Origin of the sequence: Streptococcus koreensis (assembly GCF_003627135.1) — a bacterium.
Classification (GTDB): Bacteria; Bacillota; Bacilli; order Lactobacillales; family Streptococcaceae; genus Streptococcus; species Streptococcus ilei.
In genome coordinates this window covers 1,002,225-1,018,948 of the sequence record NZ_CP032620.1, presented here as the reverse complement: position 1 = coordinate 1,018,948, position 16,724 = coordinate 1,002,225, and the positions used below count along the sequence as shown (strand labels likewise).

The 16,724-nt window shown below is 43.3% G+C and carries 14 protein-coding genes; 6 read left to right on the top strand and 8 right to left on the bottom strand.

Annotated features, from left to right (window positions below):
• Positions 1 to 23: 23 nt before the first annotated feature.
• From efp to uvrA, 3 genes are all read right to left on the bottom strand, one after another.
• Positions 24 to 584 (bottom strand): elongation factor P, encoded by a 561-nt coding sequence (efp, locus tag D7D50_RS05180; protein ID WP_023024254.1) that lies wholly within the window; start codon positions 582 to 584, stop codon positions 24 to 26.
• Positions 585 to 670: 86 nt separating this feature from the next.
• Complete coding sequence (locus tag D7D50_RS05175) at positions 671 to 1,738, bottom strand: M24 family metallopeptidase (RefSeq protein WP_117744637.1); 1,068 nt, start codon at positions 1,736 to 1,738, stop codon at positions 671 to 673.
• On the bottom strand, positions 1,735 to 4,560 hold the full coding sequence (gene uvrA, locus D7D50_RS05170; protein ID WP_117744638.1) for an excinuclease ABC subunit UvrA: 2,826 nt from the start codon (positions 4,558 to 4,560) through the stop codon (positions 1,735 to 1,737). Before uvrA ends, D7D50_RS05175 begins: the two co-directional genes overlap by 4 nt.
• Before the next feature lie 121 nt (positions 4,561 to 4,681).
• Between uvrA and D7D50_RS05165 the strand changes: the two genes are divergently transcribed.
• Both D7D50_RS05165 and D7D50_RS05160 read left to right on the top strand, forming a co-directional pair.
• Complete coding sequence (locus tag D7D50_RS05165) at positions 4,682 to 5,626, top strand: magnesium transporter CorA family protein (protein WP_117744639.1); 945 nt, start codon at positions 4,682 to 4,684, stop codon at positions 5,624 to 5,626.
• 28 nt (positions 5,627 to 5,654) lie between these two features.
• A complete protein-coding gene (locus D7D50_RS05160; RefSeq protein ID WP_023024262.1) occupies positions 5,655 to 6,329 on the top strand; it encodes a DUF1129 family protein in 675 nt (224 codons plus the stop codon).
• Positions 6,330 to 6,367: 38 nt separating this feature from the next.
• Here D7D50_RS05160 and D7D50_RS05155 read toward each other — a convergent pair whose 3' ends face one another.
• From D7D50_RS05155 to rpsF, 4 genes are all read right to left on the bottom strand, one after another.
• Positions 6,368 to 6,886, bottom strand: a complete 519-nt coding sequence (locus tag D7D50_RS05155; protein ID WP_120701662.1) for a GNAT family N-acetyltransferase — start codon at positions 6,884 to 6,886, stop codon at positions 6,368 to 6,370.
• A gap of 329 nt (positions 6,887 to 7,215) precedes the next feature.
• Complete coding sequence (gene rpsR, locus D7D50_RS05145; RefSeq protein WP_000068664.1) at positions 7,216 to 7,455, bottom strand: 30S ribosomal protein S18; 240 nt, start codon at positions 7,453 to 7,455, stop codon at positions 7,216 to 7,218.
• A gap of 41 nt (positions 7,456 to 7,496) precedes the next feature.
• A complete protein-coding gene (locus tag D7D50_RS05140; protein WP_006595680.1) occupies positions 7,497 to 7,991 on the bottom strand; it encodes a single-stranded DNA-binding protein in 495 nt (164 codons plus the stop codon).
• A gap of 26 nt (positions 7,992 to 8,017) precedes the next feature.
• Entirely contained in the window at positions 8,018 to 8,308 is a 291-nt protein-coding gene (gene rpsF, locus D7D50_RS05135; protein ID WP_023024266.1) for a 30S ribosomal protein S6, read from the bottom strand.
• A gap of 278 nt (positions 8,309 to 8,586) precedes the next feature.
• Between rpsF and D7D50_RS05130 the strand changes: the two genes are divergently transcribed.
• The 4 genes from D7D50_RS05130 to D7D50_RS05115 all read left to right on the top strand — a co-directional run bounded on the left by D7D50_RS05130 (position 8,587) and on the right by D7D50_RS05115 (position 12,095).
• Positions 8,587 to 9,639: a bifunctional glycosyltransferase family 2/GtrA family protein gene (locus tag D7D50_RS05130; protein ID WP_120701660.1), complete on the top strand. Its 1,053-nt coding sequence runs from the start codon at positions 8,587 to 8,589 to the stop codon at positions 9,637 to 9,639.
• Positions 9,626 to 10,528, top strand: a complete 903-nt coding sequence (locus D7D50_RS05125; RefSeq protein ID WP_120701659.1) for a phosphodiester glycosidase family protein — start codon at positions 9,626 to 9,628, stop codon at positions 10,526 to 10,528. Before D7D50_RS05130 ends, D7D50_RS05125 begins: the two co-directional genes overlap by 14 nt.
• Positions 10,509 to 10,925, top strand: coding sequence for a hypothetical protein (locus D7D50_RS05120; protein ID WP_120702328.1), 417 nt, complete (start codon positions 10,509 to 10,511; stop codon positions 10,923 to 10,925). The genes D7D50_RS05125 and D7D50_RS05120 overlap by 20 nt, the downstream gene beginning before the upstream one ends.
• Positions 10,926 to 11,183: 258 nt before the next feature.
• Positions 11,184 to 12,095 carry a DUF4839 domain-containing protein gene (locus D7D50_RS05115; protein WP_120701658.1) on the top strand — a complete coding sequence of 304 codons (912 nt, stop codon included), beginning with the start codon at positions 11,184 to 11,186 and terminating at the stop codon, positions 12,093 to 12,095.
• 188 nt (positions 12,096 to 12,283) lie between these two features.
• On the opposite strand, the gene D7D50_RS05110 is transcribed toward D7D50_RS05115, so the two are convergent.
• Positions 12,284 to 16,714 (bottom strand): SGO_0316/SGO_0317 family LPXTG-anchored serine peptidase, encoded by a 4,431-nt coding sequence (locus D7D50_RS05110; RefSeq protein WP_120701657.1) that lies wholly within the window; start codon positions 16,712 to 16,714, stop codon positions 12,284 to 12,286.
• Between the last annotated feature and the right edge of the window lie 10 nt (positions 16,715 to 16,724).

The window sequence follows — 16,724 nt, the reverse complement described above, 5'->3', positions numbered from 1 at the left end:
TATCAGACCTATTTTAGAGCTGATTAGGCACGAGAAACGTAAGTTCCTTCAGCTGTATTGATAATCAATTTTTGTCCTGCTTCGATGAAGTCTGGAACGTTAACCACAAGACCTGTTTCCATTGTAGCTGGTTTACCAGAACCTGTAACTGTAGCACCTTTAATAGATGGTTGAGTTTCAGCAACTGTCAATTCAACAGTTGTAGGAACAGTCACCCCAATCACTTCGTTTCCATAGAATTGGATTTTCACTTCTGAGTTTTCAAGGATGTAAAGCAATTCGTTCTCAACATTGGCAACAGGAATTTCATATTGGTCGTATGTTTCAGTATTCATGAAGTAAGCTGTGTCATCCATTTTATACAAATATTGAGCTGGTACTGTTTCAATAATAGCTTGCTCAAATTTTTCTTCTGGACGGTAGCTTGTATCAAAAGTTGAACCAGTACGAACATCACGCAATTTCATACGCATGATAGTATTTCCTTTACCTGGTTTGTGGTGGCTAGCTTCCAAAACGCGGATCAATTTTCCATCAGCTGTTTCAAAAGTCATACCAGCTTTCAACTTACTTGCTTCAATCATGTTTTCATACCTCTTTTTAAAAAATATATTACTCTTTATTCTATCACAAATGCTCAGATTTCTCAAATCTGTCTCTGCAAATTTCCTTAGATCACAATCAACTCTTTTGGTGCAAGGGTCAAGACTTCACAGCCGCTTTCCGTAATCAAAAGATCATCTTCAATCCGGACACCTGATAGACCTTCAATGTAGATTCCTGGCTCATCTGTCAAAACCATCCCCGCCTTGATAACTTCTTTTGATGCTTGGTTGAAGTAGGGTTCTTCATGGATATCCAAACCAATTCCATGTCCAATTCCATGAGTAAAGTACTGACCGTATCCTGCAGCCTCAATAATGTCTCGAGGAATTTTATCAAAATCACGGAAACCTAGTCCATCCTTCGCTTCAGCAATGAGAGCTTGGTTGGCTTTCAAGACCGTTTCGTAAATTTCTCTTTCCTTATCGCTGACATGACCTACATAAATGGTCCGAGTCATATCACTCACGTAATGGTTGTAAAGACAGCCAAAGTCCAAGGTCAAGGCATCCCCAGCAGAGATAATGCGATCACTAGGAGTCGCATGGGGCATAGCAGAGCGTTCTCCCGCAGCAGAGATGATATCAAAGGATACACCTGAAGCTCCCAATTCTCGCATTCTGAAATCCAGGAAGGTCGCAGCTTCTAACTCTGTTGTTTGACCAACCTTGATAAATTCAAGCACATCTAGGAAGGCTTGATCTGAAATACTGCAGGCCTTGCGGATGGTTGCCACTTCTGTCTCATCTTTAATCAAACGAAATTCCATCACAAAATCAGACAAGGCCCTTAGAGAGACTCCTGAGAAAGCCGTTGCCAGACGGGTCTGATAGGCAACTGTGATCTCATCCTCAAAGCCAAGTTCATGGATAGCTGCATCTTTGACAATTTTTGCTGCTTCTTCCAATTCATTGCGGGTCTCAACAATCTCAACAAAGGGGAAACAAGTCGCATGGGCATGAATGGTATAGCGAGAATCCGTAAAGAGGACCACGCGCTCTTCTGTTACCAAAACAGTCCCATTTGATCCCCAGAAACCTGTCAAATAGTAAACATTTTTCAAGTTGTTAATGAGGACAGCTTTTAGATCCTGTGCCTTCATTTTAGTTCGTAGATTTGTAATTCGTTGGTTCATTGTAATTTCCCTTTCAAATACTGTCCTGTAAAGCTAGCTGGGTTGCTGGCTACTTCTTCTGGTGTCCCTGTTGCAATAATGGTACCACCACCGACACCACCTTCTGGTCCTAAGTCGATGATATGGTCCGCTGTCTTAATCACATCCAAGTTGTGCTCAATGACCAAAACGGTATTGCCATCATCTACAAAGCGTTCCAAGACCTTGAGCAAACGAGAGATATCCTCTGTATGAAGACCTGTTGTCGGCTCATCCAAAATATAGAAGGACTTACCAGTTGAGCGCTTATGAAGCTCGGAAGCCAACTTCATCCGCTGGGCTTCTCCTCCGGAAAGTGTCGTTGCCGGCTGTCCCAGGGTCACATAGCCCAAGCCGACATCCTTGATGGTTTGTAATTTGCGATTGATCTTTGGAATGTGTTTAAAGAAATCGACTGCATCATTGACGGTCATGTCCAAAACCTGGGAGATATTCTTTTCTTTATAGTGAACTTCCAGGGTTTCACTGTTGTAGCGGCGCCCATGGCAGACTTCACACGGGACATAGACATCCGGTAGGAAATGCATCTCAATCTTGATAATACCATCTCCCGAGCAAGCCTCACACCGGCCCCCTTTGACATTGAAACTAAAGCGGCCTTTTTTGTAGCCTCTAATCTTGGCTTCATTGGTTTGGGCAAAGAGATCGCGAATATCGTCAAATACTCCTGTATAGGTAGCTGGATTTGAGCGTGGAGTGCGCCCAATCGGACTTTGATCGATATCGATCAGTCGATCAATGTGCTCGACACCTGAAATGGTTTTGTATTTCCCTGGTTTCTCCGAATTGCGATTCAATTTTTGAGCCAGAACCTTTTTCAAAATACTGTTGACTAAGGTTGACTTCCCTGAGCCAGAAACGCCAGTTACAGCAATGAACTTGCCAAGCGGGAAGCGTGCTGTCACCTCTTTTAAGTTATTTTCAGCGGCACCTGTCAGCTCGATAAAGCGTCCGTTGCCTACCCGCCGTTCAGTTGGTACTGGAATGGCCCGTTTACCAGAAAGATACTGACCAGTGATGGATTTGCTATTGCGGGCTACCTGCTTAGGCGTTCCAGCCGCAACAATCTCGCCTCCAAAGACTCCGGCTCCTGGACCGACGTCGATCAGATAATCAGCTTCTCTCATGGTATCCTCATCGTGTTCGACGACGATCAAGGTATTTCCCAAATCACGCATCTTCTTAAGACTAGCAATCAAGCGGTCATTGTCCCTTTGATGGAGACCGATTGACGGCTCATCTAGGATATAGAGGACTCCTGAGAGATTGGAACCAATCTGAGTTGCCAAGCGAATCCGCTGACTCTCCCCCCCAGATAGAGTCCCGGCCGAGCGAGAAAGGGTCAGATAACTCAAGCCAACATTGTTCAAGAAGCTCAAGCGATCCTTGACTTCTTTGAGAATCGGACGAGCAATGGTCTCTTCATTCTTGGTTAATTGGAGATCAGCTATCACCTTCAGATGGTCCTCAATGGACAAGTCAGAGATTTGCCCGATATGTAGCCCCTTCTCTCCTCCTACTCGGACAGACAAGGCCTGGTCATTCAAGCGATAACCATGGCAGGTGGCACAAGTCAATTCATTCATGTAGGACAACATCTGATTGCGGGTGAAGTCACTAGAAGTTTCGTGGTAGCGGCGATTGATGTTGGTGACGACTCCTTCAAAAGGAATGTCAATATCGCGAACCCCACCAAATTCATTCTCATAATGGAAATGGAACTCCTTGCCATCAGACCCATAAAAAATTAAGTGGCGGTCTTCTGGAGATAAGTCTTCAAAGGGCTTGTCCATATCAATCCCAAACTGGATCATAGCCTGTTCCAACATCTGAGGATAGTAATTAGAGGAAATCGGGTTCCATGGTGCAAGCGCTCCTTCACGGAGAGTCTTGCTAGAATCTGGAACAACCAAATCCAAGTCCACTTCTAGCTTGATCCCTAGTCCATCACAATCTGGACAAGAGCCAAAGGGGGCATTAAATGAAAAGAGGCGGGGTTCCAATTCAGGGACGGTAAAGCCACATACCGGGCAAGCATAATGCTCTGAAAAGAGCAGTTCATTGTCGTCCATAGTATCAATGACCACGTAGCCATCTGCGATCCGGAGAGCTGCTTCTACAGAGTCAAAGAGACGAGAACGAATGCCGTCTTTGATGACAATCCGGTCTACGACAACCTCGATGGTGTGCTGCTGGCTTTTTGACAACTCTGGGATCTCTGTCACATCAAAGATCTCACCATCCACACGCACCCGGACATAGCCATCTTTTTGAACCTTTTCGATGATATTCTTATGCTGGCCTTTTTTCTTGCGAACAATGGGAGCTAAGATTTGCAGGCGTTGGCGATCTGGCAGTTCCAAAACTTGGTCTACAATCTGCTCGACCGAAGAAGCGGTGATCGCCCCATGGCCATTGATACAGTAGGGAGTCCCCACACGAGCATATAAAAGACGTAAGTAATCGTTGATTTCCGTTGTCGTACCAACCGTTGACCGCGGATTTTTGCTGGTTGTTTTTTGGTCAATGGAAATGGCGGGGCTTAAGCCATCAATCGAGTCCACATCAGGTTTTTCCATATTTCCTAAAAACTGGCGAGCATAGGCTGATAAACTCTCTACGTAACGTCTTTGTCCTTCTGCATAGAGAGTGTCAAAGGCTAAGCTCGATTTCCCAGAACCCGATAAACCAGTGACCACAACCAGCTTGTCTCGAGGGATTTCAACATCAATATTTTTTAAATTATGAGCACGCGCTCCATGAATGACAATTTTATCGAGCATTTCTTCCACTTTTCATCAATTTATTTATCCTTCATTATATCAAATTTTTCAGCATTCTTTTATCCAAAAGCGTGCTTTTTCTGTTATAATGTTAAGGTGTAAAAAAACAAGGGGAGGCACCATGAAACAGGTCTTTTTATCAACAACGACTGAATTTAAAGAAATAGAGACACTGGAACCCGGTAGCTGGATCAACCTTGTCAATCCTTCCCAAAGTGAATCGATGGAAATCGCCTCTGCTTTTAACATCGATATTGCCGACTTACGGGCACCACTCGATGCGGAAGAAATGTCCCGTATGACCATCGAAGATGAGTATACCTTGATCATCGTGGACGTTCCCATCAAGGAAGAACGGAACAATCAGACCTACTATGTCACCATCCCTTTGGGAATCATCCTAACAGAAGAGGCTATCATCACCACTTGTTTGGAAGAGTTGCCTCTCCTAGACTCCTTTATCAATCGTCGCTTGCGGAATTTCTATACCTTCATGCGGTCTCGCTTTATCTTTCAGATCCTTTATCGAAATGCCGAGCTCTACTTGACCGCGCTTCGTACCTTGGATCGCAAGAGTGAACAGATTGAAAGTCAACTGCACAAGTCGACTCGAAACGAAGAACTGATTGAACTGATGGAGCTGGAAAAGACCATCGTCTACTTCAAGGCCTCTCTGAAAACTAATGAGCGCGTGATTAAAAAATTAACCAGCGCTACCAGCAATATTAAGAAATACCTGGAAGACGAGGACTTGTTGGAAGATACCTTGATTGAGACCCAACAGGCCATCGAGATGGCGGATATTTATGGAAACATCCTCCACTCCATGACTGATACCTTCGCATCGATCATCTCCAACAACCAGAATAATATCATGAAGACCTTGGCCATGGTGACCATCGTCATGTCCATTCCAACCATGATTTTCTCGGCCTACGGGATGAACTTCAAGAACAATGATCTTCCGCTCAACGGGGAACCCAATGCCTTTTGGCTCATTATCTTTATCGCCTTCGCCATGACCGGCTCCCTCGTCGTCTACCTCATCCATAAAAAATGGTTCTAACACCTACAAATATAACTAAGGAGTATGTATGTCTCAATTTGATTTGACCCAATTAAGTAAGAAAAACCAAGAATTCGTTCGTATCGCTAAACACCAATTGATTGAAAATGGCAAAACGGAAGAAGAGGCTACCAGCCTAATTGAAGAGATTCTTCCAGCTATCTTTGAAAACCAACCAAAAGGAGTAACGGCACGAACTCTCTTTGGAGCGCCAACTGTTTGGGCCAATGCATTTAGCAATCAGGAACGCTATGAAAAAGAGCATCCAAAAGAAAATGATACTCCTCTTCTCATGATTACGGATTCCTTCCTTCTTGTCTTCGGTCTCTTTGCTGCGATTTCAGCCTTCATGAACTTATTTGCACCTCAGGGAACTACTTATGGACTTCTCACCTTGACTCTTGGTAGCTTGGCTGGTGGGGTTGTGCTCTATTTGATGTATTACTACTTCTATCAGTACTACGATGTTTCAAAACGTGGCATGAAACGTCCGGCTCTAACCAAGTCACTCCCTATCTTAATGTTGGCGATGATTCTTTGGGTGGTGATTCTCATGGTCACTGCTCTGCTCCCACAATTCCTCAACCCGCGTGTACCAAACTGGTTCATGCTCTTACTCGGTGGTGGGGCTCTTCTTCTCCGCTACTACTTGAAGAAAAAATACAATATCAAGAGCGCCAATACAGCACCTCAACGACGCTAAAAATAAACGGATGAAAATTTCATCCGTTTTTTGATTTACTATATTTCCTTGTTCAACCTTTTTGAAAAATAGAGAACTAAGTCATCATTGTTCTCACATGGACTGTAAGGGGCCAAGGGCTGATCCCTAAACCAAATTCCAGATCCATCTGGGATATACCCCCGTTTAACATAAAGCCTTTGAGCCGGGCCATAACCCGAGTGTAAACCAACCCCTAAAGTAACAATCTCTGACAGTAGCCCGACTCTTTTTTCCGCCTCCTCTAGGAGTTGATTCCCAATTCCTCGATTTCTAAATAGCTCAAAAACATTAAAATCAGTTAGTTCAGGATAGACTCCCACGAAAGGACCGTGCTTGGCATCAGGCAATATAGTGATATAACCTGCCACACTTCCATCAAAGTCAGCTACTAATACATCCCTCTCTCCATTCTCCTGATCCTGCAAATAGCTGGTCAAGGTATCCTCTCTACCCAGCCACCCTTGATGGATAAAGGCTTGAGAGATCTCTTCAATATCAGATTTCATCATCCTTCTGATGATCGTACTTTCCTTCATGTTGCGCTCCTTGATATATTTCTCCCCTCATTATAGCATGATTAGAGCTTAGGAAAGGTCAAAGAGGTCCCCCCGGACCTGAAAAAAAGACCCACCTGGGTCTTATTCGCTCTCTTGTTTTCAAGCTCATGAAAAAGAGGTCCACTGGACCTCAACTCGCTCTCACATTTCCAGGCTCGTAAAAAAAGACCCGTAAGGGTCTTAATTCGCTTTCTTATTTTCAAGCTTATGAAAAAGAGGTCCACTGGATCTGAAAAAAAGACCCGTAAGGGTCTTATTCGCTCTCTTGTTTTCAAGCTCATGAAAAAGAGGTCCACTGGACCTCTTTTTTAATCTTCGTTTACGAAAGGCATCAAAGCCATTACGCGAGCGCGTTTGATAGCTGTTGTTACTTTACGTTGGTTCTTCGCTGAAGTTCCAGTTACACGACGAGGAAGGATTTTCCCACGTTCTGAAACGAAACGGCTAAGAAGCTCAGTATCTTTGTAATCAACATATTCAATTTTGTTTGCTGCGATGTAATCAACTTTTTTACGGCGTTTGAATCCGCCACGACGTTGTTGAGCCATGTTTATTTCTCCTTTATAGTTTTAATTCGTTAAACCCATTCTTAGAATGGTAGATCGTCATCCGAGATGTCCATTGGATTAGCTCCGAATGGATTGTCATCACGTCCAAAGTTTGGTGTTGCGTTCGATGGTTCAGATCCTCCAAAGCTTGGAGCTGCATTTCCTGCAAATCCTCCAGCTGAAGCATAGCCTCCACCAGCTTGTCCTTCACGATTCGCGCGGCTTTCCAACAATTGGAAGCTGTCCGCTACGACTTCAGTGACATAAACACGTTGACCTTGCTGATTCTCATAATTACGAGTCTGGATACGACCTGTAATCCCAACTAAGGCACCCTTTTTAGCCCAATTTGCTAAATTTTCAGCTTGTTGACGCCAAATCACACAGTTGATAAAGTCCGCATCTCGTTCACCATTTTGGTTTTTAAAATTACGGTTAACAGCAAGTGAGAATGTCGCAACAGCCTGATTTTGAGGGGTATAACGAAGTTCAGCATCTCGAGTCATACGACCTACAAGTACAACATTGTTAATCATTAGTCACCTTCTTTATTCGTTAGGGCTTACGCGTCAACTTTTACGATCATGTGACGAAGAATGTCACCGTTGATTTTTGAAAGACGGTCGAACTCGTTAAGAGCTACATCGTCGTTCGCTTCAACGTTTACGATGTGGTAAAGTCCTTCACGGAAATCTTGGATTTCGTATGCAAGACGACGTTTTTCCCAATCTTTTGATTCAACAACAGTTGCACCGTTGTCAGTCAAGATAGAGTCAAAGCGTGCTACCAAAGCGTTTTTAGCTTCTTCTTCAATGTTTGGACGAATAATATAAAGAATTTCGTATTTAGCCATTGATATGTTCCTCCTTTTGGTCTAATGACCCCAAGTCTTCGCAAGGGGTAAGTGAGGTTTGCTCACAAGAAACTATTATACCAGACTTTGCGATAGATGGCAAGTGAAAATACGTTCTCTTGATTCTTTTCGAAGAAATTTATTTTTCTTCTATGTATTTCTCAAGTTTTTTGACAGTAAGGAAATCTCTTCCTTTCCTTAAAGAAAACTGATATCAGTTACCTTTAAGAAAGAGCCGTTATACTACCTTCATCACAAACAAGAAACGAGGAACGGTTATGAATTATTTAGTCATCCCCGCTTATCAACCCGATCAAAAACTTCTCAAGCTGGTTCAAAAATTAAGAGAAAAATGTGACTTCTCCATTATCGTTGTGGATGATGGTAGTTCTGAGGAGTGCCAAGCTATTTTTGAAAAATTAGACGGACTTGCTACCGTCCTTCACCACGAAGTGAACCTTGGAAAAGGAGGGGCTCTCAAAACAGCCTACACCTACATTCAAGAGCAAGGGCAATACGGGACAGTCATCACTGCCGATGCCGATGGCCAACATAAGGTATGGGATATCTTCCGCGTGGCCAAACAGTCGCAAGAAAATCTAAACCAATTGATTTTAGGGGCACGTGCCTTTTCAGGCAAGGTTCCTTTACGTTCTGCTTTTGGAAATAAGTTGACCCGCTTCTTGTTCAAGCAACAAACAGGGGTCCCTGTGACAGATACGCAGACTGGCCTTAGAGCTTTTACAACTAACATGATCCCTTTTATGTTAGAAATTGAGGGACAACGGTATGAGTACGAAATGAATGTGCTCCTTGCAGCGAGCAAGTCCTTCCCCATCTTAGAAGTTCCGATTGAAACAGTCTATATCAATGACAATGAAGGGTCTCACTTCCGCCCTATTCGAGACGGCCTCATGATCTACAAGGACATGTTCAAGTTTGCCCTATCTTCCCTGAGTAGTTTTATCGTTGACTACCTGGTCTATGCCTTCTTCCTTTTCGTGATGATGGCGGTGCCGATTACTCTCCGGATCCTCCTGGCAAACGGGATCGCTCGTGTGACGAGCTCCATCTTTAACTACTCGACCAATAAACGTCTCGTCTTTAAGAACAAAGACAGCGTGGCCCGAACCGGAAGTGGTTACTTGGGACTTGCTATTGGACTCTTTATTCTCGATACCCTCTTGATTCGACTTTTCTATACAAGCTTCGGTCTCCATTTGCTCCTTAGCAAGGTGATCGTCGGACTCTTGCTTTTCGTCGTCTCATGGCTGATTCAGAAAAAAATCATTTTCAAGGAAAGGACTGCACCTACTCATGAGATTCTTTAAAAAATCCTATACCTACGCTGCTTGTTTTGGTATCCTGCTAACAAGCTCCCTCAGCTATTCTATGCTCAAGACCTTTGTCTTATCGGATGCTATCCAAACAGTCAAAGCTACGACTACTGATACTAAAGCTGCTAAACAAGCTGCGGCTTCTGCGACAACTACAGATAGCAGTTACTCCGATGACAATATCCAGGTAAACTTGACAGAAAAAACAGTTGAAAATACCCAGGTTTACATTGCAGATATTACGGTTAGCTCCTCAGACTATCTCAAGACGGCTCTAGCCCAAAATACCTATGGAACAAACGTGACAGCCAAGACATCTGTCACGGCAGCTGAGAATAATGCTATTCTAGCCGTCAATGGTGACTACTACGGAGCCAATAGTACCGGCTATGTCATCCGAAACGGAGTGGTTTATCGCGATACGGTTCGTGAAGACTCTAGCAATGGCGACCTAGCCATTTATAAGGATGGTTCCTTCAAGATTATCTACGAGGATGAAATCTCAGCTGAGCAATTGGTCAAAGATGGGGTCGTCAATCTCCTTGCCTTCGGACCTTCCTTGGTTGAAGATGGGGAAATTGTCGTTGATACTAATTCGGAAGTAGGTCAATCCATGTCTTCTAACCCACGAACAGCCATCGGGATCATCGATGAAAACCGCTACATCATTGTCGTCTCAGATGGACGTACTTCAGAGAGTGAAGGTCTTTCTCTCTACCAATTAGCTGAAGTGATGAAATCTTATGGCGTTAAAACAGCCTATAACCTGGACGGTGGTGGTTCTTCTACCCTTTACTTCAACGGCCAGGTTATTAACAAACCAACAACAAATGGTACTATCTCAGAAAGGGCGGTGAGTGACATTGTCTACATCGGTTACTAATCCTATTAAACAACGAGTGAAAAAGACCATCCTCTGGTACACTCTAATCTCAGCATTCTTCTTTGTCGGAAGTCGCATCTACGAACACTTTAGTTTTGGGGAAACCTCTGCCTTCATGCACTACCTCTTCTTGATTCCTTTGATCGGTGGTGCCCTGCTAGTGGCTCTGCAATTAGTGGTAAAAGGCCTTTCTCGAATCACGCTCAATCTTTGGAACTCTGCAGTTGCTACGGCAACTGCAGGAGCCCTCTACCGAGGCATTGTCAACCTATCAGGTCGCTCAACAACTCTTGACCAACCTTACTATTATGTCGCAGGGATCTTCCTAATTCTCGCCCTCGTCAGCCTCTTCTTTGTCCGCAGTGTCTGGGTGAAGAAAGTGGAAATGAACACTTAATCAACTATTGATCAAATGTCGTAGTCAATATAAGCTACGACTTTTTTATATGTCTTTTCCCTAAATAAAGAAAGATACAGAATTTTCAAGGTAAATATGTTTATCTAAAAAACAAATGTGGTAATTATATACCTCGTTTATATGTAACAATAATGAAATTATTAAATTTCTTTTCTATTACCTTGACGTTTTATCAATAGATTTATATAATAAAAACAAAAGAATATATTAACAATATAATCGAAAAGGAGATTAATTATGAAAATTATCAAAAGTACAATCTTATCTATTATCGTCATACTTTTTTTGAGTTCGTGCTCAGAAAATAAAGATAATTTCCAATCGACCAATATAAAATTGCCTATATCATCTAAGAACATAAATAAGAAAAATTATAAAGTCGTCGTTAACCAATTAAAAGATGCTGGTTTTACAGATGTCAAAACTGATAAAATAGAAGATCTTGTCACTGGTTGGTTAAAAAAAGATGGAGAAATTGAAAGTGTGACTATTAACGGAGATACTGATTTTACCGAGGGACAAGAATTCCCTAAAAATGCTAAAATTACAGTAATCTATCATACCTTTAAAGAAGATAAATCTGAAAACAAAGAAACTAAAGATTCAACACAGAAGAAAGATAAAAACACAAAAAAGAACTCTAGTTCCTCTTCAGTTGACACTAAGTCCTCTCCTAGTTCCTCCAAAACTTCTTCTAGTTCAACCACGACTTCATCAAGCTCCTCTCAAGCATCTTCAAACACATCTGACACTCCTACTCCATCTGAAACACAGGTTATTAATCCTGATAACAATCCTGAATTTGCTTCTATATTAAAAACTGAAGATCCAACTGCAATTTCAAATTTTGTTCAAAAATTCAAGGGGAAAGTTGTTGAATTTAATGGCTATATAGCTTATTTCAATCCTCATGGAAATTATAAAACGCGTTATGATATTTTAATCTATGCAGGTGATTATCCTGGCCCTGATCTTGCTTCTCCAGGTCCAGCCTTTCAATTCAATGATGTTGCTCCAACCTCCGTCTTTAGGAATTTCAGTGGAGATGGTATTGGGATCGGTCAAAACATTCATATAAAAGCTACTATTCGAGAATTTTCTACAGGTGAACTTTTTATACTAGATCCAATTGAAGTGACAGAACGCTAAATAGCTTATATTATTTATAATTTTTGATCAATAATCTCTATTAAATTAAGGCTTCAACAATAAAAGTTATATTTGAATGCTAATAAACGAACACGTGATTGATTACTAATACAATATGTATCTAATCGCTTAATACAAAGAAAATATTAAAAAGGAAGTCCTCCTAGAGAGGAATCTTCCTTTTTTTATTAGTTTTCTTCACGTTTTTTGCGAGCTACAAACCCTGCTACAGCCAGTGAGGTCATACCAAGGAGGCTGAGGACTGTTGAAACCAAGTCTTCTTGACCTGTTTTTGGAAGACCAGTTACTGGTGTAGATGTAACTACAGCTTCTTGAGCACCTGTATGATAGGTAACAGCGACTGGTTTAACCTTGTCTGATTCTTTGCTTTCTGATTCAGTTGGTTGAACTGTTGGTTTGGTTGGCAGCACTGGAGCTACAGGAGTTGCTGGATCCACTGGTGCTACGATCGCTCCACCGTACTCTTCTGGGCTAGCTTTGACGAAAGAAAGAAGATGGAAATTGATCTGATTGGCCACTTCATAAAGGAAATCATTTTCCGATGCACGATAGCCTGCCGGGAGTTCCACATGGACACGATAAGATCCGTTCATCAGCATGGTCTCAAAGCGCTGCAAATCATAGATGCTTTGTGGAAGAAGGCGACTAATACCGTCTTTGCCTACCACTTTTACGACCGTTCCTATCGGAACTGGCTGATCAAATCCAATAGTGAGTTTATTTTCATCTAAATAGTGGAAGGCAAAGGTCACTTTCGGCTGTGGATTTTCAGGTGAAATGGTCACCTTCTTCACCAATTCTGTTCCCCAATCATAATGGTAATCCGATAAGGTGATTTTGACTATATAAGTACCGAAAGGCAAGTCTGGGAAGGTACCGCCATTGTAGGAAGCATTGAACTCTCCTTCCACAACCCGCCCTTGGTCATCCACTACCTGGTAACGAACGACAGATGGATAATAAGAAATCACTTCTCCACTGCTATCTTTAAAGACGACCTCTAAGGTCCCCTTTTCAGCCTTTGGTTTTTCAGTCTCTGTCTCGGTTGGTTGTTCATCTGAGCTGGCTTCATTCGTTGGGGGCGTTGCCTCTATTTTCTTCCCTTTGATGTCCATCTCAGTGGTATTGTAGACCTTATCCCAAATGCTATAACGAACAGTAGAGAGGTCCACCCCTTCTGGAAGCAGATAACTGCCGTCCTCTTGAGGTTCCAAGGCTACTGTTTCCCCGTCCTTGACGTAGGACAGATAAGTTCCTGCTAGTCCACTGCCGGTTTCAATCACCTTACCTGGACGGAAAATCCGGGTCTTTGGATCGTACTGAGCACTTCCAGTCTCTATGCTTGGAGCCGTATTGTCAATCTTAACCTTGAAGTTGAGTTCTTGTTGTTTGGCTCCTGAAGCAGTCGGACGGTAGGTAATCACAAATTGGTATTCTCCATCCGGCAATTGCTTGCCATCTTTGTCCAAGCCTTCCCAAGAGATTTCATAAAACTCTTCACTGCGATTCCCAATCCGGTAACTCCAGTCAGTCTTTCGATGCACTTCATTTCCAACTTCGTAAATCGGGTTGGTTCGTGCCGTATCCTCCTTCTTGTAGACAGAAAGATGGACATTTTCTACATTGCGAAGCATGACGGCTTTGACCTTGATGCTATCAAAGCTGGAATCATTATTTGGAGAGAAGTAGAGTTGGTCCCCATCAAAGTTATCCCCATCTTGACCTAGAGTTTTGGCTACAGACTCTCCATTTTCATAGACATAACTAATCAAAGAAGTAAAATGGTTGTCTGGATGACGCTCTGGCGTTTCTGGGACTTTTTCATCTGGATAGTCTGTCTTGTCCTTGTAGTAGTAAAATGGCTTGTCACTACCTGTATATTCGTAGATAGGCTTTTCGATCCCGCGAAGATTTTGGTAATCTCCATGGAAGCCAACATAAGGGAGACTGACCAGATGTTTGTTGGTGCTGGCATCTTTGACAAGTACAAAACCTTCTAAGAAATAACCATTTGGCATTTGCTTGCTGAGCTCTTCCTTGTACTTGCTTGCGTCAACTGACACGTGGATCGTCCGCTGACCATTGGCTGGAATTGTGATGGTTTCCTTGCCATCTAGGGTTTCTAACAAACGCGGATGAAGGGTGAATTTGCCATCCTGGACTTGGTCTGTTTGAAGGGTGGTTTCATAGCGGATAGACTGATCTTTATTGGAAAGATTGTGGATGGTTACGTCAAACTCAAAGGTATCGGTGACATTGCCAAGTGTTAGACTACTTTTGGCATCTTTGGCTGTTACATAGAGATCCCCTAGAGCTGCAGCTGTAACATCCATAACCCCTGCCCCTTGCTGACGAACAGAAGAATAGGCCTGGGTCTCCTCATCCACATGTGGAACGGCCGTACTCATGGTCATTTGTTTGACAAGAACTTGCAACTGTTCTGGACTGAGATGAGGGAAGCGCTCCTTCAAGGCTTGTTTCACCAGCACAGTGGCTCCTGCTGCATGGGGAGAAGCCATACTGGTCCCCCTATCCATATAGTACTCTCCATTATTAACAGATGAATAGATCATACCTCCTGGGAGGGTGACATCTGGTTTGAGGTCGCCATCAGCTGATAGGCCCCAAGAGGAGAAGTCGGATAGTTGATTAGCCGCATCGTAAGGCACACGTTTGAATTTGTTGGCAATATGGAGCTGGTAGTCATTGGCATGTTGAGCTAGGACACTTCCGGCATCATGCCCAATGACCCCAACTGGGAATCGTTCTCCGAGACCTTCTAAGTCAAATCCTACGGGATTATTGCCCTGCTCCTCGGTCTGGTAAAAGATTACACCTGTTGCTCCAGCTCTTTTAAGTTCTTTGATCTTATCCACATCAGAAACTTCGCCGCCTCGTTCAGTAAGGACTAAGTGACCATTGATACTATCAGCTTGGTAGTGGTCGATCCCTCCCTTTTCTACATGGAGATAGCTTTGAGGGATCGTCGTACGAAAGGCGTCGCGTTCTACAAAGGAGTGCATCGGAATTTTGCCATCTGGGAAGTCTTTCGAACCTTTTAACGCTTCTACTGTCAAGCTTGCTTCTGTCGACTCATGCTTGGTCAGACTATTAATCGAAGCGATCGAAAGGACATTGGGATTGACGGATGGGGTCCCTGTCATTCCATAATCTGGTGTGCTTGCAAGTGGCTTGCTGTGCCAGAAGCCATTGGTGGCCATATTGGTAGAAGCAACTGTAATGGTTACTCCCGCCTTTCTTGCTGCATCAAAGGCCTGGCGCGTGATTTCTCCAACATCATAAATAGAGCCTGATGCGGTTCCTAAACTCATATTGATGGAATCAGCCCCTAATTTGATGGCATCTTCTACCGCCTTGGTATAGATGAAATTTTGAACCTGCCCGCCCTTAGTATCTGAGAAAACACGTAAAAACATGAGCTGGGCTTCTGGAGCGACACCTCGGATAATTTCACCATTTGGGGATGGTTGAGAGGCATTACCCACAGCCGTTCCTGCCACGTGGGCTCCGTGAGAGATTGGATCGTCTTCTTTAACATTATCATTCATATCACTATAGTTGTGAACGTAGACGACTTTATTGTTGTACCATTTTCCGTAAGTGATGCCTGCTTTTTTCTTAGCTTCTTCAATTTCTGCTTCACTCTTGTACTTGGCCTTACTGATATCTGTCAGGCGGAAAATATCGTGTGCCGGATCCACCCCTGAATCGATAACTGCTACAACCTGTCCCTGACCTTTGATGCCTTTATCCCAGAGTGGCTGTAAATTGATGAGGCTATTTTCTTCACTGACCTTGGTCGTAGTTGAAGCTGGTGATGCAGGAGCAGGCTGGTCCTCCGCTACTCTGGTCCGACCGAGTGGAGCATAATCTACGGCATCTACACGTGCTAGTCCCCGGATCTTTTTAGCATCTCCATAGGTCGTCTCTAGAGCCAGTCCATTAAAGAGCAAATTAACGTCATACAATTTTTTGAACTGAATGGATTGTCTTTCAAGTTCTTTCAAAAATTGTTCATGATCTTGGTTGGTTTGCTGGATACGAGCTTCTTTTGAAGTCGGAGATCCTGCTCCACTTCCATCCGAAACCTTTTCTTTCAGGCGAACTAGGACCTCGACTGGACTTGCATCTTCTAGAGTTTCTTTAGCTACTTCCTTGGGAGTGTCCGTCGCAACAACTTCAGGATTGTCTTTTGGCCTTGCAATAACAGAAGGGGACAAGGACTTTTCTTCTTTTGAGTGCTCATTTGAAGGAATGCTAGCAACTGAAGAAGTGTTCTGGGGTTGCTTTGCCTGGTCCTTCCCCTCTGTCTCTGCTGGAGCAGGGACAACGGAAGCCGATTCTTCTACTGGTACAGCAGGGATATCTTCCTTAGCAGCAACGATTGGCGGCTCTGTTGCCTTTTCATCTGTCGTTGTGCTATCGGATACTAGTACCGAAGAATCTACTGCTGTTGGAGTCGGTGTTACAGTATCGGCTGAAACCACCGATCCCATAAAGACCATACCAATCAAGACTGAAGCAACTCCAACCGCATATTTACGGATGGAAAAACGTTGTTGTCGATGAAATTCCATAAAAACTCCT